Source organism: Sulfuritalea hydrogenivorans sk43H (assembly GCF_000828635.1).
GTDB classification, from domain to species: domain Bacteria; phylum Pseudomonadota; class Gammaproteobacteria; order Burkholderiales; family Rhodocyclaceae; genus Sulfuritalea; species Sulfuritalea hydrogenivorans.
Genome location: NZ_AP012547.1, coordinates 1,744,367 through 1,768,591 on the forward strand (window position 1 = coordinate 1,744,367; position 24,225 = coordinate 1,768,591).

At 64.1% G+C, this 24,225-nt stretch carries 20 protein-coding genes and 1 other RNA gene; 16 read left to right on the top strand and 5 right to left on the bottom strand.

The window, feature by feature from the left end; genetic code table 11:
* Positions 1–95 precede the first annotated feature (95 nt).
* From SUTH_RS08565 to SUTH_RS08585, 6 genes are all read left to right on the top strand, one after another.
* Complete coding sequence (locus tag SUTH_RS08565) at positions 96–929, top strand: ABC transporter ATP-binding protein (protein ID WP_197539667.1); 834 nt, start codon at positions 96–98, stop codon at positions 927–929.
* Entirely contained in the window at positions 926–1,633 is a 708-nt protein-coding gene (locus tag SUTH_RS08570) for an ABC transporter ATP-binding protein (protein ID WP_041098575.1), read from the top strand. Before SUTH_RS08565 ends, SUTH_RS08570 begins: the two co-directional genes overlap by 4 nt.
* A 40-nt stretch (positions 1,634–1,673) precedes the next feature.
* Complete coding sequence (locus tag SUTH_RS08575; RefSeq protein WP_041098577.1) at positions 1,674–2,903, top strand: ABC transporter substrate-binding protein; 1,230 nt, start codon at positions 1,674–1,676, stop codon at positions 2,901–2,903.
* Between the two features lie 62 nt (positions 2,904–2,965).
* Positions 2,966–3,042: non-coding RNA, sX9 sRNA (locus SUTH_RS18795), on the top strand.
* Between the two features lie 39 nt (positions 3,043–3,081).
* Positions 3,082–3,969 (top strand): branched-chain amino acid ABC transporter permease, encoded by an 888-nt coding sequence (locus tag SUTH_RS08580; RefSeq protein WP_041098579.1) that lies wholly within the window; start codon positions 3,082–3,084, stop codon positions 3,967–3,969.
* Positions 3,966–4,901 carry a branched-chain amino acid ABC transporter permease gene (locus SUTH_RS08585; protein WP_041098581.1) on the top strand — a complete coding sequence of 312 codons (936 nt, stop codon included), beginning with the start codon at positions 3,966–3,968 and terminating at the stop codon, positions 4,899–4,901. Before SUTH_RS08580 ends, SUTH_RS08585 begins: the two co-directional genes overlap by 4 nt.
* A 39-nt stretch (positions 4,902–4,940) precedes the next feature.
* Here SUTH_RS08585 and SUTH_RS08590 read toward each other — a convergent pair whose 3' ends face one another.
* Together SUTH_RS08590 and SUTH_RS08595 are read right to left on the bottom strand one after the other, a co-directional pair.
* On the bottom strand, positions 4,941–5,441 hold the full coding sequence (locus SUTH_RS08590; RefSeq protein ID WP_041098583.1) for a disulfide bond formation protein B: 501 nt from the start codon (positions 5,439–5,441) through the stop codon (positions 4,941–4,943).
* A gap of 3 nt (positions 5,442–5,444) precedes the next feature.
* Positions 5,445–6,089 (bottom strand): thiol:disulfide interchange protein DsbA/DsbL, encoded by a 645-nt coding sequence (locus tag SUTH_RS08595; RefSeq protein WP_041098585.1) that lies wholly within the window; start codon positions 6,087–6,089, stop codon positions 5,445–5,447.
* A gap of 114 nt (positions 6,090–6,203) precedes the next feature.
* Here SUTH_RS08595 and SUTH_RS08600 point away from each other — a divergent pair, with 114 nt between their 5' ends.
* The 4 genes from SUTH_RS08600 to SUTH_RS08615 all read left to right on the top strand — a co-directional run bounded on the left by SUTH_RS08600 (position 6,204) and on the right by SUTH_RS08615 (position 11,118).
* Entirely contained in the window at positions 6,204–7,100 is an 897-nt protein-coding gene (locus SUTH_RS08600) for a LysR family transcriptional regulator (RefSeq protein ID WP_231851116.1), read from the top strand.
* Between the two features lie 6 nt (positions 7,101–7,106).
* The gene (hpaI, locus tag SUTH_RS08605) at positions 7,107–7,904 is read left to right on the top strand and encodes a 4-hydroxy-2-oxoheptanedioate aldolase (RefSeq protein WP_041098589.1); all 798 of its coding nucleotides are present in this window, start codon (positions 7,107–7,109) and stop codon (positions 7,902–7,904) included.
* A gap of 42 nt (positions 7,905–7,946) precedes the next feature.
* Positions 7,947–9,521 (top strand): HD domain-containing phosphohydrolase, encoded by a 1,575-nt coding sequence (locus tag SUTH_RS08610; RefSeq protein ID WP_041098591.1) that lies wholly within the window; start codon positions 7,947–7,949, stop codon positions 9,519–9,521.
* 154 nt (positions 9,522–9,675) lie between these two features.
* The gene (locus tag SUTH_RS08615; RefSeq protein ID WP_041098592.1) at positions 9,676–11,118 is read left to right on the top strand and encodes an NAD-dependent succinate-semialdehyde dehydrogenase; all 1,443 of its coding nucleotides are present in this window, start codon (positions 9,676–9,678) and stop codon (positions 11,116–11,118) included.
* 46 nt (positions 11,119–11,164) lie between these two features.
* On the opposite strand, the gene SUTH_RS18800 is transcribed toward SUTH_RS08615, so the two are convergent.
* On the bottom strand, positions 11,165–12,235 hold the full coding sequence (locus SUTH_RS18800) for a bactofilin family protein (RefSeq protein ID WP_070099332.1): 1,071 nt from the start codon (positions 12,233–12,235) through the stop codon (positions 11,165–11,167).
* A gap of 141 nt (positions 12,236–12,376) precedes the next feature.
* A complete protein-coding gene (gene queF / locus SUTH_RS08625; RefSeq protein WP_041098594.1) occupies positions 12,377–12,808 on the bottom strand; it encodes a preQ(1) synthase in 432 nt (143 codons plus the stop codon).
* A 91-nt stretch (positions 12,809–12,899) separates the two neighbouring features.
* Between queF and smc the strand changes: the two genes are divergently transcribed.
* The 6 genes from smc (at position 12,900) to SUTH_RS08655 (ending at position 21,582) form a co-directional block, all read left to right on the top strand.
* Entirely contained in the window at positions 12,900–16,421 is a 3,522-nt protein-coding gene (gene smc / locus SUTH_RS08630; RefSeq protein WP_041102008.1) for a chromosome segregation protein SMC, read from the top strand.
* Positions 16,422–16,463: 42 nt separating this feature from the next.
* A complete protein-coding gene (locus SUTH_RS08635; RefSeq protein WP_041098596.1) occupies positions 16,464–17,648 on the top strand; it encodes a cell division protein ZipA C-terminal FtsZ-binding domain-containing protein in 1,185 nt (394 codons plus the stop codon).
* Entirely contained in the window at positions 17,648–19,702 is a 2,055-nt protein-coding gene (ligA, locus tag SUTH_RS08640; protein WP_041098598.1) for an NAD-dependent DNA ligase LigA, read from the top strand. The genes SUTH_RS08635 and ligA overlap by 1 nt, the downstream gene beginning before the upstream one ends.
* Positions 19,699–20,565, top strand: coding sequence for a UTP--glucose-1-phosphate uridylyltransferase GalU (gene galU, locus SUTH_RS08645; protein WP_041098600.1), 867 nt, complete (start codon positions 19,699–19,701; stop codon positions 20,563–20,565). Before ligA ends, galU begins: the two co-directional genes overlap by 4 nt.
* Positions 20,562–21,107 (top strand): hypoxanthine-guanine phosphoribosyltransferase, encoded by a 546-nt coding sequence (locus SUTH_RS08650; RefSeq protein ID WP_041098602.1) that lies wholly within the window; start codon positions 20,562–20,564, stop codon positions 21,105–21,107. Before galU ends, SUTH_RS08650 begins: the two co-directional genes overlap by 4 nt.
* A gap of 100 nt (positions 21,108–21,207) precedes the next feature.
* Entirely contained in the window at positions 21,208–21,582 is a 375-nt protein-coding gene (locus SUTH_RS08655) for an HU family DNA-binding protein (RefSeq protein WP_041098604.1), read from the top strand.
* Between the two features lie 184 nt (positions 21,583–21,766).
* Here SUTH_RS08655 and SUTH_RS08660 read toward each other — a convergent pair whose 3' ends face one another.
* Positions 21,767–24,106, bottom strand: a complete 2,340-nt coding sequence (locus SUTH_RS08660; RefSeq protein ID WP_171817339.1) for a bifunctional diguanylate cyclase/phosphodiesterase — start codon at positions 24,104–24,106, stop codon at positions 21,767–21,769.
* Positions 24,107–24,225 lie beyond the last annotated feature (119 nt).

Genomic DNA, 24,225 nt, shown 5'->3' on the forward strand with positions numbered 1-24,225 from the left:
TCAATCACTTGCGCAAACCGGGAGCCCACCGCATAATCGTTTGCAACAGTGAGGAAGCGCCGGTCGTCGGCGTTCAGACAATTCAAAAGAGCTTGATGGCAGAAGATTTCATTCTTGAAACCGCAGGGCTGGTCAAGGAATTCCGTGGCTTCGTCGCGGTCAATGGCGTGGACCTGAAAGTCAGGCGCGGACACATTCACGCACTGATCGGCCCCAACGGCGCCGGCAAGACGACCTGCTTCAACCTGCTGACCAAGTTCCTCGAACCGACGCGGGGCGAGATCCGCTTCAACGGCATCGACATCACCCGCGAGGCCCCCGAGAAGATTGCCCGCCGCGGCATCGTTCGCTCCTTCCAGATTTCCGCCGTGTTCCCTCATCTGAGCGTGCTCGAGAACGTGCGCATTGCACTGCAGAGGACACTGGGCACCAGCTTCCATTTCTGGAAGTCGGAGCGCAGCCTCGACGCGCTCAATGACCGCGCCATGGAATTGCTGACCTCGGTCGGACTGGAAACCCATGCCGACATGGTGACCGTGGAAATGCCCTATGGGCGCAAGCGCGCGCTGGAAATCGCCACCACGCTGGCGCTCGATCCCGAACTCATGCTGCTCGACGAGCCGACCCAGGGCATGGGGCACGAGGACGTACACCGGGTCATGGAACTGATCAGGAAAGTCTCGGCCAACCGCACCATCCTCATGGTGGAACACAACATGAAGGTGGTCGCCGGCATTTCCGACACGCTGACCGTGCTGGCGCGCGGCTCGGTGCTGGCCGAAGGCCCTTATGCCGAGGTCGCCGCCAACCCCTTGGTCATAGAAGCCTACATGGGAACTGAAGCCAGTGACGACCATCCCTCCGGCCCCCTTCCCGGGGAAGGGGGTGACCAAGGCTCGCTTCTCTCGAATTCAGGGGGGGGCCGGTGAGCGCGACAGAGTTTCTCCGCGTCTCCGATCTGCACGCCTTCTACGGCGAATCGCATGTGCTGCACGGCATGGATTTCACCGTGCGGCGCGGCGAGTGCATCTCGCTGCTGGGGCGCAACGGCGCCGGACGTACCACTACCTTGCGCGCCATTCTCGGCCTGACCGGCCGCCGCACCGGTTCGATCATGCTCAACGGCCGCGAAGTCATCAACATGCCGCCGCACCGGATCGCGCAGCTGGGTGTCGGTTACTGTCCGGAAGAGCGGGGCATTTACGCCAGCCTGAGCTGCGAGGAGAACCTGTTGCTGCCGCCGCAGGTGGGCAGCGGCGGCCTCGGCCTGGACGAGATCTACGAAATGTTCCCCAACCTGGAAGAGCGCCGCAACAGCCAGGGCACCCGGCTCTCGGGCGGCGAGCAGCAGATGCTGGCCATGGCGCGCATCCTGCGCACCGGGGCCAGGCTGCTGCTGCTCGACGAAGTTTCCGAAGGTCTGGCGCCGGTGATCGTGCAGAAGCTGGGCGAGATCGTCAGGAAGCTGAAGCAGCGTGACTACACGATCATCCTGGTGGAACAGAATTTCCGCTTTGCCGCGCCGCTGGCCGACCGCATGTTCATTGTCGAACACGGACAGGTGGTGGAACAAATAGCCCAGAATGAAATCAAGGAAAAGCAGCACCTGCTGCAGGAGTACCTCGGAGTTTGACCATTCGAACTCCGTCGATGACAACCAAGGAGGAGACACCATGATGAAACGCAAACTGCTGACCCTGGCACTTTCCGCACTGTTGATGCCTGCTGCGGGTTCCGCGCTGGCGCAAGCCGGCAAGATATCCGGCGACGTGGTCAAGATCGCGGTCCTGACCGACATGTCCGGCGTGTATTCGGCGCTGGGCGGCAAGGGCTCGGTGATAGGCGCCGAGATGGCCATCGAGGATTTCAAGGCGCAGTTCAAGCCGAAATTCAAGATCGAGCTGGTCTCCGCCGACCACCAGAACAAGGCCGACGTCGGTTCCAACAAGGCCCGCGAGTGGTACGACACGCAAGGTGTGGACATGATCACCGACGTGCTGAATTCGGGCGTGGCGATCGCCGTGGCCAAGGTCACCACGGAAAAGAACAAGATCATGCTGAACACCGGCGCCGCATCGACGCGCCTGACCAACGAGGATTGCGCGCCGAACAATGTGGTGCATTACGTCTATGACACCTACGCGCTGGCCAATGGTCCCGGCAAGGCCGTGACCAAGCAGGGCAAGGACAGCTGGTTCTTCCTTACCGCCGACTATGCTTTCGGCCATTCGCTGGAGAAGGACACGACGGAAGCCGTCAAGGCGAACGGCGGCAAGGTGCTCGGCGCCGTCCGCCATCCGCTGAATGCCTCCGACTTCTCGTCCTTCCTGCTTCAGGCCCAGGCCTCCAAGGCCAAGGTGGTCGGCCTCGCCAATGCGGGTGGCGACACCATCAATTCCATCAAGGCCGCCAACGAGTTCGGCCTGACCAAGAACCAGACCGTGGTCGGCCTGTTGACCACCATCGTCGACATCCACGCACTGGGCCTGCCGACGACGCAAGGCATGATGTTCACCGAGGGTTTCTACTGGAACCTGAACAAGGAAACGCGCGAATTCAGCCGGCGTTTCTTCAGCCGCCACAAGGGCATGCCCAACATGCTGCCGGCCGGTACCTATTCGGCGGTGCTGCACTACCTGAAGGCCGTGCAGGCAGCCGGGACCGACGACACCGCGGCGGTGATGAAGCAGATGAAGGCCACGCCGATCAACGATGCCTTCGCCAAGGGCGGCAAGATTCGCGAGGACGGCCGCATGGTGCATGACATGTACCTGGTCGAAGTCAAGAAGCCCGCCGACTCGAAGGAGCCGTGGGATTACTACAACGTGAAGCAGGTGATTCCCGGCGACGAGGCCTTCCAGCCGATGTCGCTGTCGCGCTGCCCGGCCGTGGCCAAGAAGTAAAAGTTTGTGAATAAATCTACTGCGCGTGCCGGATCGGGGCTTGGGCGGTGCTCGCTATCCTCATGTACAAACTCGTACATTCCGGTAGCTGCGCTCCGGCCGTACCCCGCTGCGGCCCGCTCGCTACGATTTCTTCGCAAACTTGGAGCAACGGTAGGTATGAAGGAGTGATGTTCGCATGACGGAGATTTTCGGCGTACCGATCCAGGCCCTGTTCGGGCAGCTCATGCTGGGCCTGGTCAACGGGTCCTTCTACGCTGTCCTGAGCCTGGGTCTGGCCGTGATCTTCGGCATGCTGAACATCATCAACTTCGCCCATGGCGCCCTTTACATGGCCGGCGCCATGCTGGCCTGGATGGGGCTTGAGTATCTGGGCATCGGCTACTGGTGGATGCTGGTGCTGGCGCCGATCGCCGTCGGCCTGATCGGGATCGTCATCGAGCGGCTGATGCTGCGCTGGCTGTACAAGCTCGACCATCTCTACGGCCTGCTGCTGACCTTCGGCCTGGCCCTGATGATCGAGGGCCTGTTCCGCGACCTGTATGGCGTCGCGGGGCAGCCGTATTCGATTCCCGAGGAGTTTTCCGGAGCCTTCAACCTCGGCTTCATGTTCCTGCCCAAGTATCGCGCCTGGGTCGTCGTCGCCTCTTTGACGGTGTGCCTGTTCACCTGGTACATGATCGAAAAGACGCGGCTGGGCGCCTACCTGCGCGCCGCCACGGAAAATCCGCAACTGACGCAGGCCTTCGGCATCAACGTGCCGCTGATGGTCATGCTCACCTACGGCTTCGGCGTCGGCCTCGCGGGATTTGCCGGCGTGCTCGCCGCCCCGGCGTCCCAGGTCGGTCCGCTGATGGGTTCCAACCTGATCATCATCGTGTTTGCCGTCGTCGTCATCGGCGGCATGGGTTCGATCCTCGGCTCGGTGGTCACCGGTCTGGGCCTCGGCATCATCGAGGGCATGACCAAGGTGTTCTGGCCCGAGGCCAGTTCCACCGTGGTCTTCATGATCATGGCGGTGGTGCTGATGATCCGGCCGGCCGGCCTGTTTGGGAGGGAGAAATGAGCCGGCGCGTCACCATCGCCTACCTGGTCGGCCTCGGCCTGCTGTTGCTGGCGCCGATGTTCATTTATCCGATCCTGGTGATGAAGGTGCTGTGTTTTGCGCTGTTTGCCTGCGCCTTCAACCTGCTGCTGGGCTATACGGGTCTGCTGTCCTTCGGCCACGCGGTGTTCCTCGGCACGGCGGCTTATGTCACGGGGCATGCCCTCAAGGTCTGGCAACTGCCGACGCTGCTTGGCCTGCTGGCCGGCACCATTGCCGCCGCCGCGCTGGGCTGGGCGATAGGCAGCCTCGCCATCCGGCGCCAGGGCATCTACTTCGCCATGGTGACGCTGGCGCTGGCGCAGATGGTGTTCTTCTTCTTCCTCCAGGCGCCCTTCACCGGCGGCGAGGACGGCCTGCAGGGCGTGCCGCGCGGCAGCCTGTTCGGCCTCGACCTGGCCGAGGACATCAACCTTTATTATCTGGTGGTGGCGATCTTCGCCGGCGCCTTCTGGCTGATCCAGCGCACCATCCATTCGCCCTTCGGCCAGATCCTCAAGGCGATTCGCGAGAATGAGCCGCGGGCGATTTCGCTGGGTTACGACGTGGCGAAATACAAGCTGCTGGCCTTCGTCCTTTCGGCCGGGCTGGCCGGGCTGGCCGGCGCGACCAAGACGCTGGTGTTCAAGTTCGCCACCCTGACCGACGCCCACTGGCACACCTCGGGCGAGGTGGTGCTGATGACCTTGCTCGGCGGCATGGGCACGGTGTTCGGCCCGGTGGTGGGGGCGACGGTGATCGTTACCCTGCAAAACGAACTCGCCGACAAGGTGGGTTCGCTGGTGACGGTGATCATGGGCGCGATTTTCGTGATCTGCGTGCTGGCTTTTCGTCGCGGCATCGTCGGCGAATCGCTGGCGCTGTACAAGCGGATGATCGGCCAGAAACCCTAGAACACGCAGGAGTCGGCGCTGGCGGCGCGGCGATTTTGCCTAATTCCTGCGCAGCAGCACCATCAGCATCGCAATGCTCATCGAAGTGAAGGCAATCAGCGACCATTCGGCGATCGACAGGCCGATGAATTTCCATCCGGCTTCCGAGCACAGGCCCGAGGCTTCGAACAGCAGCGGCCACTGGCTGCCGGCCCAATTGACGAAGGCTTCCCACCACGGCTGATCGGCCGTGCAACTCACTCCCTTGGCGAAGCGTTGCAGCCAGGTCTGATACGCGGCAATCCAGACACCGGCAAGCGTCGTGGCGAGCATGACAAGCGCCGCCGCGCGCCGGGCCGGCGGCGATCCGGCCAGTTTCCATGCGGCGGCGGCTTCCAGGGCGAGCAGCAGGTAGAGCATGCGCTGCAGGATGCACAGCGGGCAGGCGGCGAGGTTCAGGGTTTGCGCCAGCACCACGCCGCCGGCCACCAGGCCAAGGGCGGCAAGGCCCGTGGCGGCAAACAATCCGCGCGGCGTGAACAGCAGGCGCAGAAAATCCATTGTTTATTTGCCCGACTTTTCCTGGCGCGCCTTGGCGATCATGGCGTCGGTGAGCTTCAGCAGTTCGTCGTAGTTGCTCACCGATTCGTTGTTGATCAGGAACTTGCCATCCACCACCAGGGAAGGAACGCCGCGGATGCGGGCGTTGGCGGCTTCCTGGTCGCCGCGCTGCACCTTGCTCTGCATGGAGAAGGAGGCCAGCGCGTCGCCGAACTTCTTGCCGTCGATGCCCTTGCTTGCCGCCCAGGCGACCACCGCTTCGTCGGTCTTGAAGGTGACGCGCTGCTCATGGATGGCGATGAAGACGGCGGCATCGAGCTTGGCCAGATCGCCGGTGGCCTCCAGTGCGTAGTAGATCCGGGCAAGACGCGCCCATTCGGGACGATTGAAGCTCACCGGGATGCGGCGGAAGCTGACATCCTTCGGCTGCCTGGCCGCCCACGGCGTGATCAGGGGATGAAAGTCGCTGCAATGGTTGCAGCCGTAGGAAAAGAATTCGATGACCTCGATCTTGCCCTTGGGCGTCGCCAGGGGCGGATTGATCGGGTTGAACTCGCGGCCGGCCTGCGGTTCGGCGGCAAGGCTGATGCCTGAAAGGACGAAAGAGGAAATGAGTGTGGCAAACAGCCAGGCGGTCAGTCGCTTCATGAAAGTCTCCAGTAAAAATAGCTTCGAGTGGAATTGTATGACAGCGTTCCCCATACAATGGACGAAACGCAAAAAATCTGAAGGAGCGGGGCGGCGATGGACCGGTTGGCGGCAATGCAGACTTTTGTGCGGGTGGCCGAAGCGGGCAGCTTTACCGCCGTGGCCGACCAGATGAATGTGGCGCGCTCGGCCGTGACGCGCCAGATCGCGGCGCTGGAAGCCCACCTCGGCGTCAAGCTGATCGCCCGCAGCACGCGCCGGCTGTCGCTGACCTCGGCCGGCGCAGCCTATATCGAGCAATGCCGCGACATCCTCGACCGCATCGACGAGGCCGAAGGCAACCTGGCCGGTGAGCGCCAGACCCTGCGCGGCACGATCCGCGCCAGCGTGCCGATGACCTTCGGCCTGCTGCACCTGACCCCGCTGATCCTTGAATTTTCGCAGGCCCACCCCGACATCCGCATCGACCTCGACTTCAACGACCGGCGCGTCAACCTGATCGAGGAGGGCATGGATTTCGCGTTGCGCATTACCGATCGCCTGCCCGAAACCACCGTGGCGCGGCGCCTGACCGCCTGCCGCTCGGTCGTCGTTGCCTCGCCCGATTACCTGCGGCGGCATGGCGAACCGAAGCATCCGGATGAACTGACGCGGCACGCCTGCCTCGCCTATTCGCTGACTTCGCGTTCGAGCTGGCCTTTCATCATCGACGGCGCGCCGCACTGGGTCGAGATCAGCGGGCCGATCACCGCGAACAACGGCAACGCCCTGCAGGAAGCCGCCATCCAGGGCATGGGCATACTCCATGAGCCCACCTTCATTGCCGCCGAGGCGATCCGCGAGGGCAAGCTGGTGGCTATCCTGAAGGCTTTTCCGACCCCGGTGCTGGACATGTTCGCCGTGTTTCCCGGCACCCGCTTCGTGCCCCAGCGGGTAAGGGTCTTTGTCGATTTCCTGGCGGAACGGCTCGGTCCCGAGCCGTACTGGGATCGCGGCCTCGGCCTGGAGTAGATTTTGATGGAGATGCCGCGCAATGAATTCAAGCGGATGCTCCGCGAGAAGCGGTTGCAGGTCGGACTGTTCGTTGCCCTCGCCAATACCTACAGCATGGAAATTCTTGCCACGGCCGGTTTCGACTGGCTGCTGATCGACGGCGAACACGCACCCAACAACCCGGCCACTGTCCTGCCGCAATTGCAGGCGGCGGCGCCGTATCCGGTGCAACTGGTGGTGCGGCCGGTGAATCACGACACGGCCCTGATCAAGCAGTATCTCGACATCGGCGCGCAGACGCTGCTGGTGCCGATGGTCGAAAGCGTCTCCGAAGCGGCGGCGCTGGTGCGTGCCGTGCGCTACCCGCCGCAGGGCATGCGCGGCGTCGGCACCTCGCTGGCGCGTGCCGCGCGCTGGAACGCGGTCAGGGATTACGCGAAGCATGCCAATGACGAAATCTGCCTGATCGTGCAGATCGAATCGCGGCAAGGGCTCGCCAACCTCGACGCGATCCTGATGGTCGAGGGCGTGGACGGCATTTTCATCGGCCCGGCCGATCTCGCGGCTTCGATGGGTTATCTGGGCCAGTCGGGGCATCCGGAGGTCAAGGCCGCGATCGAGGATGCGGTCAAGCGCATCGCCGCTACCGGCAAGGCCGCCGGCGTGTTCGTGAGCGAGCCCAAGCTGGCGCGGCATTATCTGGATTGCGGTGCCAGTTTCATCGCCGTCGGCGGTGATGTCACGCTGCTGCGCACGGCTGCCCTGAAACTGGCCGCTTCGTTCCGCGACCCGAAGGTCGATTCCGGCGGCACGTTGCCGTGATCGTTTTATGATCCGGTTTCGTCCACTCGCCAAGGGACCGAAATGAGCAATGACGCACCCGATGCAAGCCGGGAAGACGAGAATTTTCGCTTTCTCGACGAAGGCGTTCGCACCACAAGCAAAGGGACTCCCTGGAAGATAGTCATTGCCGACGACGATCGCGACATTCATCTGACGACCCGGATGGTGCTGAAGGATTTCGAGTTCCAGGGACGCGGGCTTGAATTCCTGCACGCCTATGACGGCGATACCGCCTGCGAACTCATCAAGGCGAACCCCGACACGGCCATCCTGCTGCTCGACGTGGTCATGGAACGCCCCGACGCCGGGCTGACCGCAGTGCGGCGCATCCGCGACGAACTTGGCAACCGCATGCTGCGCATCATCCTGCGTACCGGGCAGCCGGGGCATGCGCCCGAGCGGGAAGTGGTGTTGAAGTATCACATCAACGACTACAAATCCAAACTGGAACTCACCGTCGACAAGTTGTACACATCGCTGGTTTCCGCGTTGCGTTCATTCGAGGATTTGCAGGCCATCGAATCCCATCGCGTGGGGCTGGTCAAGGTGCTCGATGCCGCCAGCAACATGGATTTCCGTTCGCAGAACCTGTTCGTCAGCGGCTTGCTCACCCAGTTGGGCACGCTGCTTGGCGTGAGCAGGGAAGACCTGCTGCTGCTCATCCGGCGCCGGCATGAAGATGGGCGGGATGTGGTCATGGCGGCCGTGAGCGGCCGCAATCCGGTGATGGGCGCGAAGATCGAGGATCTGCTCGATGCGGAGGCGCTGCACTACCTTGCCCGGGTGTTTTCCAGCGGGGTGCCCCATGTCGGCGAGAAACACTCGATGTTTCTGGTGCCGCTGCCCGACCTGATGGATGTCGCGGTGTATATCGGCGGGACGCGGCGGATCGACGAATCCGAATTGGAACTGATGACTGTCTTTTGCAGGAAAATCGTCCTCGCCTACCAGAACTTCGAATTTGTCGAGCACGCGCGCCTCGACCAGTATGCCGAGATCGCCCTCCTGGCAACGGTGACCGGGCGCGCGCCGTTCCTGACCATCCCCTACATCGCCAGCCATGGCCGTCTGAGCCGGGATATCGCACAGCACATGATCGAACAGGGAAGCTTGCGGACGTCCTACAGCCGCTTTCCGGAACTGATCGAGCGGGCCGCGATGTTCGCTGACATCGGCAACGACAGCCTGCCTTCCGGCGTGCTGGAAAAGCCCGCCGAGCTCACGCCCTCCGAGCGTGAAATAGTGCGGACACACCCGGAACGCGGGCACCGCCTGTTGCAGGAGCTGCATTCGACGCTCGCGGTGGGCCGCGTGATCGGCCTGGCCCGTGAAATTGCACTGACCCATCACGAGCGTTTCGACGGCACCGGCTACCCGTCCGGCCTCAGGGGGCGGAACATCCCGGTCGCGGGGCGGATCGTCGCAGTGGCCAACAGCTACACGGCGATGACCTCCAATCGCCCCTGGCGCGTGGGCTTCACGCATGAACAGGCGCTTGCCATGATGCAGGCCGAATCCAAAGCCGCATTCGATCCCGAGGTCATCGACGCATTGGTTGCAGTGGTCGACGGGTTTCGGCAGCGAAAGGCGGGATGATTTTCTGTTTTCGTTTGTTTGCGTGACGGCATGAATCGCCGTGTCGCCATCGCCGACTCCTGACCGGGCGCAACCCGGGCTTGTTGCCGGTACTACCGCGCTGCCACGCAATGCGGCAGAATCTTCCCCTTTCCCGCGACATCGAAAGCATCCCATGAAGAATCCCGAACTCCTGCGCAATGCCTGTCTCATCAATGGCGAATGGCTGGCGGCCACCGGTGCCACGCTCGACATCCGCAATCCGGCGACGGGCGAAGCGGTCGGTTCCGTGCCCGGCTTCGGCGCCGCCGAGACGCGCCGCGCCATCGACGCGGCGCACGCGGCCTTCCATCCGTGGCGGGCGAAGACGGCGGCGGAGCGGGCGAAGATCCTGCGGCGCTGGTTCGAACTGATGATGGAGAACCAGGAAGACCTGGCGCGGCTGATGACGCAGGAGCAGGGCAAGCCGTTGGCCGAGGCGCGCGGCGAGATCGCCTATGCGGCTTCCTTCATTGAGTGGTTTGCCGAGGAAGCGCGGCGCATCTACGGCGACGTGATTCCCTCGCCGCTGGCGGATCGCCGGCTGATCGTGCTGAAGCAGCCGGTCGGTGTTTGCGCCGCGATCACGCCGTGGAATTTTCCGGCGGCGATGATCACGCGCAAGGTCGCCCCGGCACTGGCCGCCGGCTGCACCATGGTGGTCAAGCCGGCCGAGCAGACACCGCTTTCCGCGCTGGCACTGGCCTGGCTGGGCCAGCAGGCGGGTCTGCCGCCCGGCGTGCTCAACGTGGTGACCGGCGAACCGGTCGCCATCGGCGGCGAGCTCACCTCGAATCCGAAAGTGCTGAAGCTGTCCTTCACCGGTTCCACCGAAATCGGCCGCTTGCTGATGGGCCAGTGTGCGCCGACCATCAAGAAGATGTCGCTGGAGCTCGGCGGCAACGCGCCCTTCATCGTTTTCGACGACGCCGACCTCGATGCGGCGGTGGCCGGCGCCATGCTGTCCAAGTACCGCAACACGGGGCAGACCTGCGTCTGCACCAACCGCTTCCTGGTGCAGGAGGGCGTGCATGACGCCTTCGCGCAGAGGCTCGCCGCCGCCGTGGCCGGCTTGAAGGTCGGCTACGGCCTGGAGGAGGGGGTGACGCAAGGGCCGCTGATCGACGGCGCGGGGCTGGCCAAGGTCGAGGAACTGCTGGCCGATGCGCTGGCAAAGGGCGCGCGCGTCCTGTGTGGCGGCAAGCGCCACGCGAAGGGCGGCACCTTCTTCGAGCCGACGGTGCTGGCCGGCGCGACGCCGGCGATGCGCCTGGCGCGGGAGGAAATCTTCGGCCCCGTGGCGCCGATATTCAGCTTCAAGGATGAAGCTGATGCCATTCGCATGGCCAACGATACCGAGTTCGGCCTTGCCGCCTATTTCTTCAGCCGCGACATCGCGCGCGCCTGGCGTGTCGGCGAGGCGCTCGACTACGGCATGGTCGGCATCAACTCGGGGATGATTTCCAACGAGGTTGCGCCCTTCGGCGGCGTCAAGCAGTCGGGGCTGGGGCGCGAAGGCTCGAAATACGGCATCGAGGAATATCTGGAGATCAAGTATCTCGCGATGGCCGGCCTCTGACGCCGTACCGCCGACCCCGGGAATCGTTCCCCGTATTGGCCGGGACCTACTTCTTGTCGCCTTCCCCGCTGGCCGGCTGCGGGACGAAGCTCATCCAGGCGCCGCTGGCAATGATCTTCGGTGCCACCTTGCGGCCCTGGTAGAAAATCTGGAGTTCCTGGCCGCTGGCGACCCGAAGAACTTCGTTGCGGGCAATCGCAATGCTTTCCGTCGCGCCCTGGGAGGTGTCGATGCGCGTGCCCTCGCCGGAATCCTGCCGCTTCTTTTTGAACAGGACCGCCGACTCGCGGCTGATCAGCAAAATGACGCCCGCCGGCTTGGCCGGATTGACGCCTTGCACCAGCATCACATTCCCCGGATTCGCTTCGAGGGTTTCGGCAGGGGATGCCTGTACAAGGTTCCGGGTGTCCGTGTTCGTGCCAGGTGCGGGAGTGGATTCTTCCGCAAGGGTTTTCGGGCTTTCCGGTGGCGCGACGCTTGCCGCCGGCGCGGGTTGCACTGCCGGGGCGCCCGGCAGGCTTGAATCGGTCTTGACGGCAAGATCCGCTGCGGGTGGCGCAGCTTCCCGTTTCAGCAACACAAGCACGGCCACGGCGACCAGCACCGCGACTGCTCCGCCCATCAGGCGCCGCCCCTCAAACCGACTGCTGGCTGGGGCTGCAACGGGGCTGTCGAATGTCATGGTCGGCCGGGGTTCCGGATACTGCATGCCGTGTTCCGACTCGGCCGGCTCCCTGGCTGTTGCAACCCCTGGAATCAGCGATCCTTCGATGACGCCACCGGGATGGATATCGATGGTCTTGTAGGTGGCATCGCCCGCGATATAGGCACCCTGCTGGATTTCGATGGATTCCGACGAATGCACCGGGCCGGAAATGCTGCCGCTGACGACGATGTGCGGGGCGGTGATGGTGCCGGTGACATTGCCCGACTTGCCCACGACCAGCGTTCCGCTGGAATCGGCGTCGCAGGAAACGTTGCCGAGGACTTCGCCCTGGATGTGCAGGACGCCGGTAAAGGTGATATTGCCTTCGACGCGCATGTCGGCACCGATGATTGCATCGGTGCGACTCTGCGAATGTCTTTCGTTCCTGTTATTTCCGGACAAGCGATTCACCCATTGTTCCGAACCCGAAAGAATCCTGACTTCCTGAAACGCAATGCAACGACGACAGGCATGCCGCGAAGCGCATTATGAAGCCTGCCGGCCGGCGCGGGGGCTCCGGTCTTGCCGGGCTTTCGCGAACGGGCAGCCGCCTCAGCCGCGCGTGTTCGACTGCGCCGGAAATTCCGCCAGTTCGACCTTTGCCGCCGGCTTCCAGCCCTTCTTGCGGTGTTCCGCCACCACGTTGGTGAAAATCCCGCCACGCACGTAGAAGCGCGCCGTGAGGCGCATGAAGCGCGGTCGGGTGGCCTTGACCAGGTCGTCGAGGATGCGATTGGTGACGTCCTCGTGGAAATGTCCTTCTTCGCGGAAGCTCCAGATGTAGAGCTTGAGGCTTTTCAGTTCGACGCAAAGCCTGTCGGCGATGTAGTCGAGCGTCAGCACGGCAAAGTCCGGCTGCCCGGTCTTGGGGCAGAGGCAGGTGAATTCGGGGATTTCCATGTGGATCTGGTAATCCCGGTGCGACGCCGGGTTGGCGAAGGTTTCCAGCGACTTGGCGCGGGTCGGGATGGCTGGCTTTGGCATGCTGGATGGGTGCGGTGACAGGGTCGGAACCAATTATAATGGCACGGCAATCGAGTCACCCTTTCGCGATCATTTTTCCGGTTCATCCCACGTGCGTCTAAACAAGCTGAAACTTTCGGGCTTCAAGTCGTTTGTCGAGCCCACCACCGTGCTTTTCCCCGGTCAGCTGGCCGGCGTGGTCGGCCCCAATGGCTGCGGCAAGTCGAACATCATCGACGCCGTGCGCTGGGTGCTGGGCGAGTCCAAGGCCTCCGAACTGCGCGGCGAATCGATCCAGGACGTGATCTTCAAGGGCTCGGGCAACCGCAAGGAAGTCAGCCGTGCCGCCGTCGAGCTGCATTTCGACAACGCCCAGGGCCGCGCCACCGGCCAATGGAGCCAGTACACGGAAATCACCGTCAAGCGCGTGCTCGACCGCGAAGGCAACTCCAGCTACTACATCAACAACCTGCACGTGCGCCGGCGCGACGTGATCGACCTGTTCCTCGGCACCGGCCTCGGGCCCCGCGCCTACGCCATCATCGGCCAGGGCATGATCTCGCGCATCGTCGAGGCCAAGCCCGACGAGCTGCGCTTCTTCCTCGAAGAGGCCGCCGGCGTCACCAAGTACAAGGAACGCCGCAAGGAAACCGAACACCGACTGGAAGATGCGCGCGAGAACATCGCCCGCGTCGATGACATCCGCAACGAGCTGGAAACCCAGGTCAGCCACCTGCAGGGCCAGGCCACCGTGGCGCAGCAGTATCGCGACCTGCATGCGCAGGTATCGCGCAAGCAGACCCTGCTGTGGCTGAAGAAGCGCAACGACGCGAAGCACGACAGCGAGCGCCTGACGCGGCAGGTGGAAGAGGCCGTCAATCGCGTCGAAGCCGAGACCGCGCAATTGCGCGAGATCGAGGCGCGCGTCGAGCATGCGCGCGAGAGCCATTATTCGGCGTCGGATGCCTTGCATGCGGCGCAGGCCGAGATGTTCGCGGCCAACACCGAAGTCAGCCGTCTTGAATCGGAAATCGGCCATCTGCGCGATTCGCGTTCGCGGCTGGAAGCCCGCCTGAGTCAGTTGGGCGTCGAGGAAACACATTGGCGCACGCAGCACGGACAGCTGGCCGAGGACGAAGCGCGCTGGAAGCTGCTGCTGGAAAATTCGCGCACCCGTTCCGCCACGGCTGCCGCGCGCCATCAGGAAGCCGCGGCTCGGCTACCCGATGCCGAAGAGGCCGTGCAGGCCGCCAACACCGACGTCACCGAAGCGCGCCGCGCCTTGAGCGATGCCGAACAGGCACTGCGCCTGGCCGAGGCCGACAAGGGCCACGCCGTCCGCGCACTGGAAAACCTGGTGCAGCGTCGCAGCCGGCTGGAGCAGGATCGGCAGGCGCTGGGCGCACCCGATCCGGCCCTGCTGACGGCGTCGAAGGAAAAGGAAACCGCCGCCGAGGCGGCGCTCGCTGCCGCGCAGGAGCGCGTGGCGACACTGCAAACTTCGGTGCCCGAAGCCGAGGTGCGGTTGCGCGGGGCCCGCGAAGCACTGCAGGCGGCGCATCGCAGCCTGACCGAAACCCGCGCCCGCCATGACGCGCTGGCGCAGTTGCAGGCCAAGGTGGCGCAAAGCGGCGAGATCGGCGACTGGCTCAAGGCGCGCCATCTGGCCGATGCCAAGCCGCTGTGGCAGTCGATACAGGTCGAGGCCGGCTGGGAAACCGCGGTCGAAGCCGTGTTGCGCGAACGCTTCGCGGCACTCAGCGCTGACGCGGACACCGTGCGCGCCGCGCTCGCCTCGCCGCCGCCGGCGATTCTGACCCTGGCGTTTGCCCGTGATTCCGCCGTTACGTCGCCTGCCGCCGCGAGCTTGCGCAGCAAGGTACGTTGCGATGATCCACGCTGGTCGGGCGTGCTCGACGAGTGGCTGGCCGGCGTTTCCGTCGCCGACGATCTATCTGCCGAATTGCCGCTGGCCTCCGGCCAGCGCGTGTCGCGTGCCGGCCATGTGCTGACGCCCGCCGGCCTGACGCTCTATGTGCCGGATGCGAAAACCCACGGCGTGATCGAACGCCAGCGCGAGATCGACGAACTGGCCGGCGTGCTGGCGACGCGTGCCGCGGCCGAAGAGGCGGCGCGCGAAGTCCAGCGCACGGCCGAGTTGCAGTTGACCGAGAGCCAGGGCCACCTCGCCACTGCCCGGCGTTCCATGCAGGAGGCGCAGCAAGGCTTTCATGCGGCGCAGGTGGAGGCGCTCAAACTTGCGCAGGCACAGGCGCGTTTCGAGGAACGCACGGCGCAGATCGATCGCGACCTGGCCGAACTGCAGCGTCAGGACGAAACCGAGCAGGCCCGTCGCCAGCGCGCCGAAGCAGAGGGCGAACTCCAGCGCGAACGCCTGGGCGAGGTGCGCGGACGTCTGGAACAAGCGCTGGAACTGCATCGGCAGAAGGATGTCGCCTTGCGCGAGGCGCGGGCGCTGGAAATCCAGCTGGGACGCGAGGCGCAGGAAGCCGGCTTCTCCGAGCGCGAATGCCTGTCGAAGCTGGAAGACAACGCGCGCGCCGCGTCGACCGCGGCCAGCCAGTTGCAGCGCATCGAAACCGAAACCGGTGCCGCGCGCACCGAAGTCGCCGGCATCAGCGATACGGTGCTGCAGGAACAATTGCATGCCGCGCTGGATGCGAAGCAGGGCAAGGAGTCGGCGCTGGCGGAACGGCGAAATGTGCTGGAAACCGCGGCCGGCGAACTGCGCAGCCTCGACGAGCAGCGCATGAAGCTGGAGCAGGGCGTTGTGCCGCTGCGCGACAAGATCAACGATCTGCGGCTCAAGGCGCAGGCCGCGCAGATGAACGAAGAGCAATTCCGCGAGCGCCTGGCCGAGGTGCACGTGGTCACCGAGGAAGACGAAGCTCCCTTCGCCGAAGATCTGGCTGCCGGCGGCGCCGACAAGCTCAAGGACAATGTCCTGCAGGGCGAGATCGTACGGCTCACGGCCGAGATCGAGGCGCTCGGCCCGGTCAACCTCGCGGCGCTCGAAGAACTGGCCACCGCCTCGGAACGCAAGGGTTTCCTCGATGCGCAATCAGTGGACCTGAACGAGGCCATCGGCACGCTGGAGGATGCCATCCGCCGCATCGACCGCGAAACGCGCGAGCAGTTGCAGGAGACCTACAACACGGTCAACATGCATTTCGGCACGCTGTTCCCGCAACTGTTCGGCGGCGGCGAGGCGCGCTTGATCCTCACCGGCGAAGAGATCCTCGATGCCGGCATCCAGATCATGGCGCAGCCGCCGGGCAAGAAGAACACCACGATCCACCTGCTGTCCGGCGGCGAGAAGGCGCTGACGGCGATCGCGCTGGTGTTCGCGATTTTCAACCTGAACCCGGCGCCCTTCTGCCTGCTCGACGAAGTCGATGCGCCGCTCGACGATTCGAACACCGTGCGCTTCTGCGACATGGTCAAGCGCATGTCGGCGCAGACCCAGTTCGTCTTCATTTCGCACAACAAGATCGCGATGGAAATGGCCCAGCAGCTGATCGGCGTGACCATGCAGGAGCAGGGCGTGTCGCGCATCGTCGAGGTCGACATGGAAGAGGCGCTGCGCTTTGCCGGCGAGCAGAACGCAGCGTAGCGGCCGTTGGCAAACGAGCCGTAACTAAAAGGTGGCTTGAACATGGCAATCAGCGAACTTCAAATCGCCTTGATCGGAGCCGGTGCCGTGGCGGTCGGCATGGTCTGGGGCTACAACGCCTGGCAGGATCGCAAGCATCGCGGCACCGCCGAACGGATATTCAAGGGCGGGCAGGAAGATGCGCTGCTGGACGGACAGCAGGCCGCGCCGCCGGCTGCGTCGACGGCTGTGTTGCCAGCCAATGAGCTTGTGCGCCGCGAACCCGGGGAGCGGCACGAGCCCCGCTTCGGCGACGGGGTCGGTGAGGCGGAGGAACCCGCCGCCAGTGCGAGCGAGCCATCGGCTGCCGTCGGAAACCCTCCGCCCGTCGAAGCGGAACCCGAGCCGCAGCCTGTGCTGCCCGTCGAGTATGCGGACAGCGTGGTCGATTGCGTGCTGCGGATGAGCGCGCCGACCGCGGTGCCGGCACCCGCCGTCTGGGCCATGCAGAACGCCTGGGCGGGGGATCTGAGCAAGCCATTGCACTGGCTGGTCAGGGACGAGGCCGACGGCCTGTGGCGGCGGATAGATGCCCACGACAGCGGGCGTTACCGCGAATGGGTTGCGGCGCTGCAACTGGCCGACCGCCGCGGCCCGGTTTCGGACGGCGAGATCGCACGGTTTTTTGACAGCGTCCAGCAGGTGGCCAAGCAGTCCGGCGCCGAACTGGATCTGCCTTCGCGCAGCGTCACCGTCTTGCGTGCCGACCGGCTGGATCAATTCTGCGCCAGCGTGGACATCCAGTTCGTGCTGCACGTTGTCGAGGCTCTCGGCGGCGTATTTCCCGGCACCAAGCTGCGCGGCGTTGCCGAGGCGGCCGGGCTGGCGCTGGAGGCCGACGGCGTGTTTCGCGCCCGCGACGCTGCCGGCGGCGAACTGTTTACCGTGGCCAACCTGGGTACCGAACGCCTCGATGCCGAATCGATCAAGTCGCTGGCAACCCACGGCCTGACGCTGAGCCTTGACGTGCCGCGCGTGGCGGATGGCGCGCAGGCCTTCGACCGCATGCTGGCCACCGCGCGGCAACTGGCGGCGACCATGGGCGGCGAGCTGGTGGATGCGCAGCGCGTGCCGCTCTCGGTGGCCATGATCGATGCGATCCGGGCCAGGACGGTCGAGTTGCAGCAGACCATGCGCGACGGCGGCATCGATCCCGGCGGCATACGGGCACTGCGGCTGTTTTCCTGATGCTTCTGCAAGAAGCAGCGGCGCGGACCGAAAGCCTGCGTCGCGAAATTGAACGGCACAACCATGCCTATTACGTGCTCGATGCGCCGACCATTCCGGATGCCGAGTACGACAAGCTGTTCCGCGAGTTGCAGGCGCTGGAGGCGGCGCATCCCCAGCTGGCCAGCGCCGATTCGCCGACCCGGCGGGTCGGTGGCAAGCCGCTGCCCGAATTCGCCCCGGTGCGCCATGCCGTGCCGATGTTGTCGATCCGCACCGAAACCGACACCGAGCCGACGGGCGCGCGCGCTTTCGATGCCCGCGTGCGCCGCGAGTTGGGCCTGAATGATGCCGATGCTGCCGTCGAGTACGCCGCCGAACTGAAGTTCGACGGCCTCGCCATCAGCCTGCGCTATGAAAACGGCGTGCTGGTGCAGGCCGCGACCCGCGGCGACGGCGAGACCGGTGAGGACGTCACGCAGAACATCCGCACCGTGCGCCGCATCCCATTGCGCCTTGAAGGCGAAGGGCCGCCGGCGCTGGAGGTGCGCGGCGAGGTGTTCATGAGTCGTCCCGATTTCGAGCGCTACAACGAGAAGCAGCGGGCGCTGGGACGAGCGACACTGGTCAACCCGCGCAATGGTGCCGCGGGCAGCATCCGCCAGCTCGATCCGGCAATGACGGCGGAACGGCCGTTGTCCTTCTATGCCTACGGCTTGGGCGAAAGCCGCGGCTGGGCGCTGCCGGCGACGCACGGCGGCGTACTCGATGCGCTGGCCGCCTTCGGCCTGCCGGTGTGCGAGCACCGCGCGGTGGTGCGGGGCGCCGACGGCCTGATCGCTTTCCATGCGCGCATCCGCGAGGCGCGCGACGCGCTGCCCTTCGACATCGACGGCGTGGTGTACAAGGTCAATTCGCTGGCGCTGCAGCAGCAGCTCGGCTTCGTCACGCGCGAACCGCGCTGGGCGGTGGCGCACAAGTATCCGGCGGAAGAGGCGCTGACCACGGTGGAGGCAATCGAGGTACAGGTCGGCCGCACCGGCGCGATCACGCCCGTGGCCCGGCTGGCGCCGGTCTTCGTCGGCGGCGTGACGGTGACCAATGCCACGCTGCACAACGAAGGCGAGGCGCGGCGCAAGGATGTGCGCATCGGCGATACGGTGGTCGTGCGGCGGGCCGGTGACGTGATTCCCGAGGTGGTGTCGGTGGTCCTTGAGCGGCGACCCATGAAGGATCTTGTGGAGGCGCTGCACGGGCCATGGGAACTGCTCAAGGAATATCCGACCTGTCCGGTTTGTCACTCCACGATCGAAAAGCCCGAAGACGAGGCGATCGCCCGTTGCACCGGCGGCCTGTTCTGCCCGGCGCAGCGCAAGCAGGCCCTGCTGCATTTCGCCAGTCGCCGCGCAATGGACATCGAGGGCCTGGGCGACAAACTGGTCGAGCAACTGGTAGACAATGCCATTGTCAAGACGCCGGCCGACCTCTACAAGCTGGGCCTGCTGGCCATGGTCAACCTGGAGCGCATGGCCGAAAAGTCGGCAACCAACATCCTTGCGGCCATCGAAAAGAGCAAGACGACGACGCTGGCGCGCTTCATCTTCGCGCTGGGCATCCGCAACGTAGGCGAGGCGACGGCGAAGGACCTGGCGCGCCACTTCGGCAATCTGGATGCGCTGATGGCGGCGGACATCGACCGCTTGCAGCAGGTGCCCGACGTCGGTCCGGTGGTGGCGGCCTCGATTGCACGCTTCTTTGCCGAACCGCACAACGTCGAGGTGATCGAGCAGCTGCGTGCGGCAGGCGTGAACTGGCCCGAGGGCGAGCCGTCGGCAGTGGCGAACTCGCCGATCGCCGGCAAGACCTTCGTCCTCACCGGAACGCTGCCGACGCTGACGCGCGACGAGGCGAAGGACATGATCGAGGCGCTGGGCGGCAAGGTCGCCGGCTCGGTGTCGAAGAAGACCGATTACGTGGTGGCCGGCGCGGAAGCCGGCTCCAAGCTCGACAAGGCGCAGGCCTTGGGCGTTAGCATTCTGGATGAGAGGCAATTCAGGGAGTTGGTGAAGACATGAAGAAAGTGACGAAAGCCGTTTTCCCGGTCGCAGGAATGGGCACCCGCTTCCTGCCGGCGACCAAGGCGAGCCCCAAGGAAATGATGCCCATCGTGGACAAGCCGCTGATCCAGTATGCAGTGGAGGAGGCGGTGGCGGCCGGCATTACCGACATGATCTTCGTCACCGGCCGTTCCAAGCGCGCCATCGAGGATCACTTCGACAAGGCCTACGAACTGGAAAGCGAACTCGAACATCGCGGCAAGACCGAGCTGCTGGAGTTCGTCCGCAACATGATTCCGAAGAACATCAACTGCATCTACATCCGCCAGCCCGAGGCCCTCGGCCTGGGCCATGCGGTGCTCTGCGCGTATCCGGCGGTGGGCGACGAGCCCTTCGCCGTGCTGCTGGCGGACGATCTGCTCGATGGAACTCCGCCGATCATGAAACAGATGGTGGATGTCTACGAGCAACAGCACAGTTCGGTGATCGGCGTGCAGCAGGTGCCGCGCGCGGATACCCGCAGCTACGGCATCGTGGACAGCCAGCCGCTCGCCGACTCGCTCGAAAAAATCCTGCGCATTGTCGAAAAGCCCAAACCCGAGGAAGCGCCATCGACACTGGCCGTCGTCGGGCGCTATATCCTGACGCCACGCATCTTTCACCACCTCGCGCACATCGGCAAAGGCTCGGGCGGCGAGATCCAGCTTACCGACGGCATCGCCGCGCTGCTCGCCGAAGAACAGGTGCTGGCCTATCGCTACAAGGGCACGCGCTATGACTGCGGCTCCAAGCTGGGCTATCTTGAAGCGACCGTGGCCTTCGGCTTGCGCCATCCCGAAGTCGGGCAGGACTTCGCCGCTCTTTTGAAGAGGATGAAATGAATCCGCAGGAAGCCAAAAGAATTTTCGAGGAAGCCGATCTGGTCTGCTCGGCCGAAGAGTCGGCGCTGGCGGTACGGCGCGTTGCCGGCGAGATCGCAGCGCGCCTCGCCGATGCCAATCCGCTGGTGCTCGCCGTCATGGGCGGTGCCGTGGTGTTCACCGGCCAACTGCTGCCGCAACTGGCTTTTCCGCTCGACTTCGATTACCTGCATGTCACGCGCTACGGCGACGTCACCACGGGCGGGCAACTGGCCTGGATCGTCGAGCCGCGCGCGGATGTCGCCGGGCGCGTCGTGCTGGTGGTCGACGACATCCTCGACGAGGGCGTGACGCTCGCCGCGATCCGCCAGAGGTTGCTGGCGCAAGGCGCAACCGAAGTGCTGAGCGCCGTGTTCGCCGACAAGAACCTGGGTCGCACGAAACCGATATCCGCCGATTTCGTCGGCGTGCATCTGCCGAATCGCTATGTTTTCGGTTACGGCATGGACGTCAAGGGCGCGTGGCGGAATTTGCCGGCGGTATACGCGGTGAAGGGACTTTGAACGCGAGTGAAAATGAATGATCGGCGTCAAGGCTTGCGGGGCTTGCATCTTCGACGGATTTAGTGGTTCAATACGTTTTTCTAAACCAAAGGGGAAGTCAATGAACAAGAGTGAACTGATCGAAGCGGTTGCCGAGCGTGCCGAGCTTTCCAAGGCCGCTGTCAATAAAGCCATCGATGCACTGACCGAAGTCATCACCTCCGTAATCGCCAAGGGCAACCCGGTTGCGCTGATCGGCTTTGGTACTTTCAAGTCCGTGATGCGCTCGGCGCGCACCGGCAAGAACCCGAAGACGGGCGCTCCGCTGAAGATCGCCGCCAAGGCCGTGCCGAAGTTTTCCGCGGGTGCCGGCCTGAAGGCCGCGGTTGCAGGCAAGAAGCCGGTGGCCAAGAAGGCTCCCGCCAAGAAGGCCCCCGCGGCGAAGAAGCCCGCCGCCAAGCCGGCTGCGAAGAAGCCAGCCGCGAAGAAGAAGTAAGCAGGCGCGCTGCAAAGTTCCCTCGGGGACATGACAAAGGGCAACCTCCGGGTTGCCCTTTGTTTTTATTGCCGGCGCGCGAAGCGCAATCCCCGGCAGGCAAGGCCCCGAGTCCCCTTGGGCGAGGACGGCATCCCCTGGCGGGATTGGACGGACGCCGCTGGTCGGCGGGACCGTCCGGCGATCAATGCCCGGCTGCGCCGTCCTTCGCCGCGGAATTCATCCGCAGCCGAAACGCCGCCACCTCCTCCGCCGGCATGGGCCGCGCAAAATAGTAGCCTTGTGCTTCGTCGCAGCCGAACGAACGCAGCTGACCCAGAATCAGTTCCGTCTCCACTCCCTCGGCAATAACGATCAGCCCGAGGCTGTGCGCCATCTGGATGATGGCGCCGACAATTGCCGCGTCCTCCTGATCGGTCGCCAGGTCACGCACGAATGATTGATCGATTTTCAGTTTGTTCACCTGGAAGCGCTTGAGATAGGACAAGCTCGAGTAGCCGGTGCCGAAGTCGTCAATCGAAAGCTTGACGCCCAGTTGCTTGAGGCGTTTGACCATGTCGAGAACGGTTTCCGTATCGGTGATCAGGATCGACTCGGTGAGTTCGAGTTCCAGCAGGGAGGGGTCGATCCCCGATTCCTCAAGGGCGGAGATTACCGACTGCTCGACGTCGCTGCGCTTGAACTGTACGGCGGAGAGGTTGACCGCAACCAGGATCGGCGGCAATCCCGATTTGACCCACGCAGCCGCCTGACGGCAGGCCTCGCGCAAGACCCATTCACTGATCGGGATGATCAGTCCGCTGTCTTCGGCAACCGGGATGAAGCGGGCGGGCGGGATCATGCCCAGGTCCGGGTGATTCCAGCGGATCAGTGCCTCGACACCAATGACGGTGTTGCCGGCAAGATCGATTTGCGGCTGATAGTGAAGGACAAACTCGCCACGTTCCAGCGCCCGTCGCAGGCCGTTGCGCATGCTCAGTTGCTCGATGGCATCGATATTCATCTGCTGGTCGAAGAAGCGGTAGGTATTGCGTCCGGCATCCTTGGCACGATACATCGCCAGGTCGGCCTTCTTCATCAGCGTTTCGAGATCCTGCCCGTCATCCGGATAGACGGCCACGCCGATCGAGACCGAGGTCGTCAGTTCATGGCCTTCGACCCTGCAGGGATCGATCAGCCGCTCCATCAGCTTCACCAGAATGGGTGCCGTGGCCTCGGCATCGGGGAGGCTCGGCAGCAGGATGACGAATTCGTCGCCGCCCTGGCGGCAGACGGTATCGGTGTCGCGCACGCATTCGCCCAGGCGCCGGGCCACTTCACGCAGAACGCCGTCGCCGATCGAATGCCCCAGGGTGTCATTGATGGTCTTGAAATTGTCCAGGTCGAGGACCAGCAAGGCGATCTTCGCCTTCGACCGGTCGGCGCCGGCCATCGATTGCTGGAGCCGATCCTGCACCAGCAGCCGGTTCGGCAAGCCGGTGAGCGCGTCGTGAAAGGCAATGAACTTGACCTGGTCCTCGGCGGCCTTGCGTTCGGTGACGTCGGAGCAGATCCAGATGCTCGCGTCGCGCGGTCGCAAGGGATCGAGCGCACGTCCGCTCATCTCGATCCAGATCGGTGTGCCATCCAGCTTGAGCTGGGTCAGGGTATCGCTGACGCTCAAGCCCTGCCCAAGCGCGCCGACGGCCTTCTCCCGAAAAGACGCATAGACTTCTTCGGTCGGGTAAAGAACGCGCGTCCGCAGCCCGTTCATTCCACCCGCCGGATACCCGAATATTTCTTCCAGGCGGCGATTGCACGACACGATGACGCCGTTGCGCACCATCAGGATTCCGACCAGCGCGTTCTGCAGGATGACATCCTGCTCGACAACCCGCTGCTGAAGTTCCCCGTTGAGGTCTTTCAGGGCTTCGACAGCGGTGGCAAGCTCTTCCGCGGTGTGATCGAGCGTCCAGGCCACTGCGTCGAGTTCGTCGAGATTGCGCGGCATCGCCTGTGCGGAATGGACGAGCGGCACCGGCAGGGCGCCCGGCACGAGGTCGGTGACCTTTTGCCCAAGCTTGCCAAGGCGGCGGGTGACCACGCGTCGAAACAGAATCATCATGAACACGGCGACGAAGAAGGTCTTCAGCGCGTTGCTGGAGACGATGGTGATCGCCCGCGCAACGATCTTCCGGTCAACCGCGTCGAGGCTGACAGCGGCTTCGAGGGTTCCGATCTCGGCTTCCTTGCCGCGATCCTGATGGCGCAGCGCATAGGTGCGCGTCGCGACCCGCGACGACACGATCTTGCCGGTCGTCCAGCGCTGGCGGCCGGTGGTTGTCGCGATACTGATACGCTCGATATTCGGCAGTTGCGCCAGGGCGCTCAGCGTCAGTTGTATCTGCTTTTCGTCGAAATCCCAGACGCTGCCGGCGACACTCGGAATATGGATGCCGACGCCGTCGAGGACGTTCTCGACATCGTTGCGCAACTCGCGGTATTCAAGCGTGAGCTGGACTATCGAAATGCAGAGTGTGATCAATGAACTGAAAGCAACGATCAGAACGATAAGCCTGCGTCCGATGCGGTTTCTTTCACCGAAAATGAGTTTACTGAAACTTGCCATATACGACGAAGGATATAGCGGCTCGACCCGGCCAT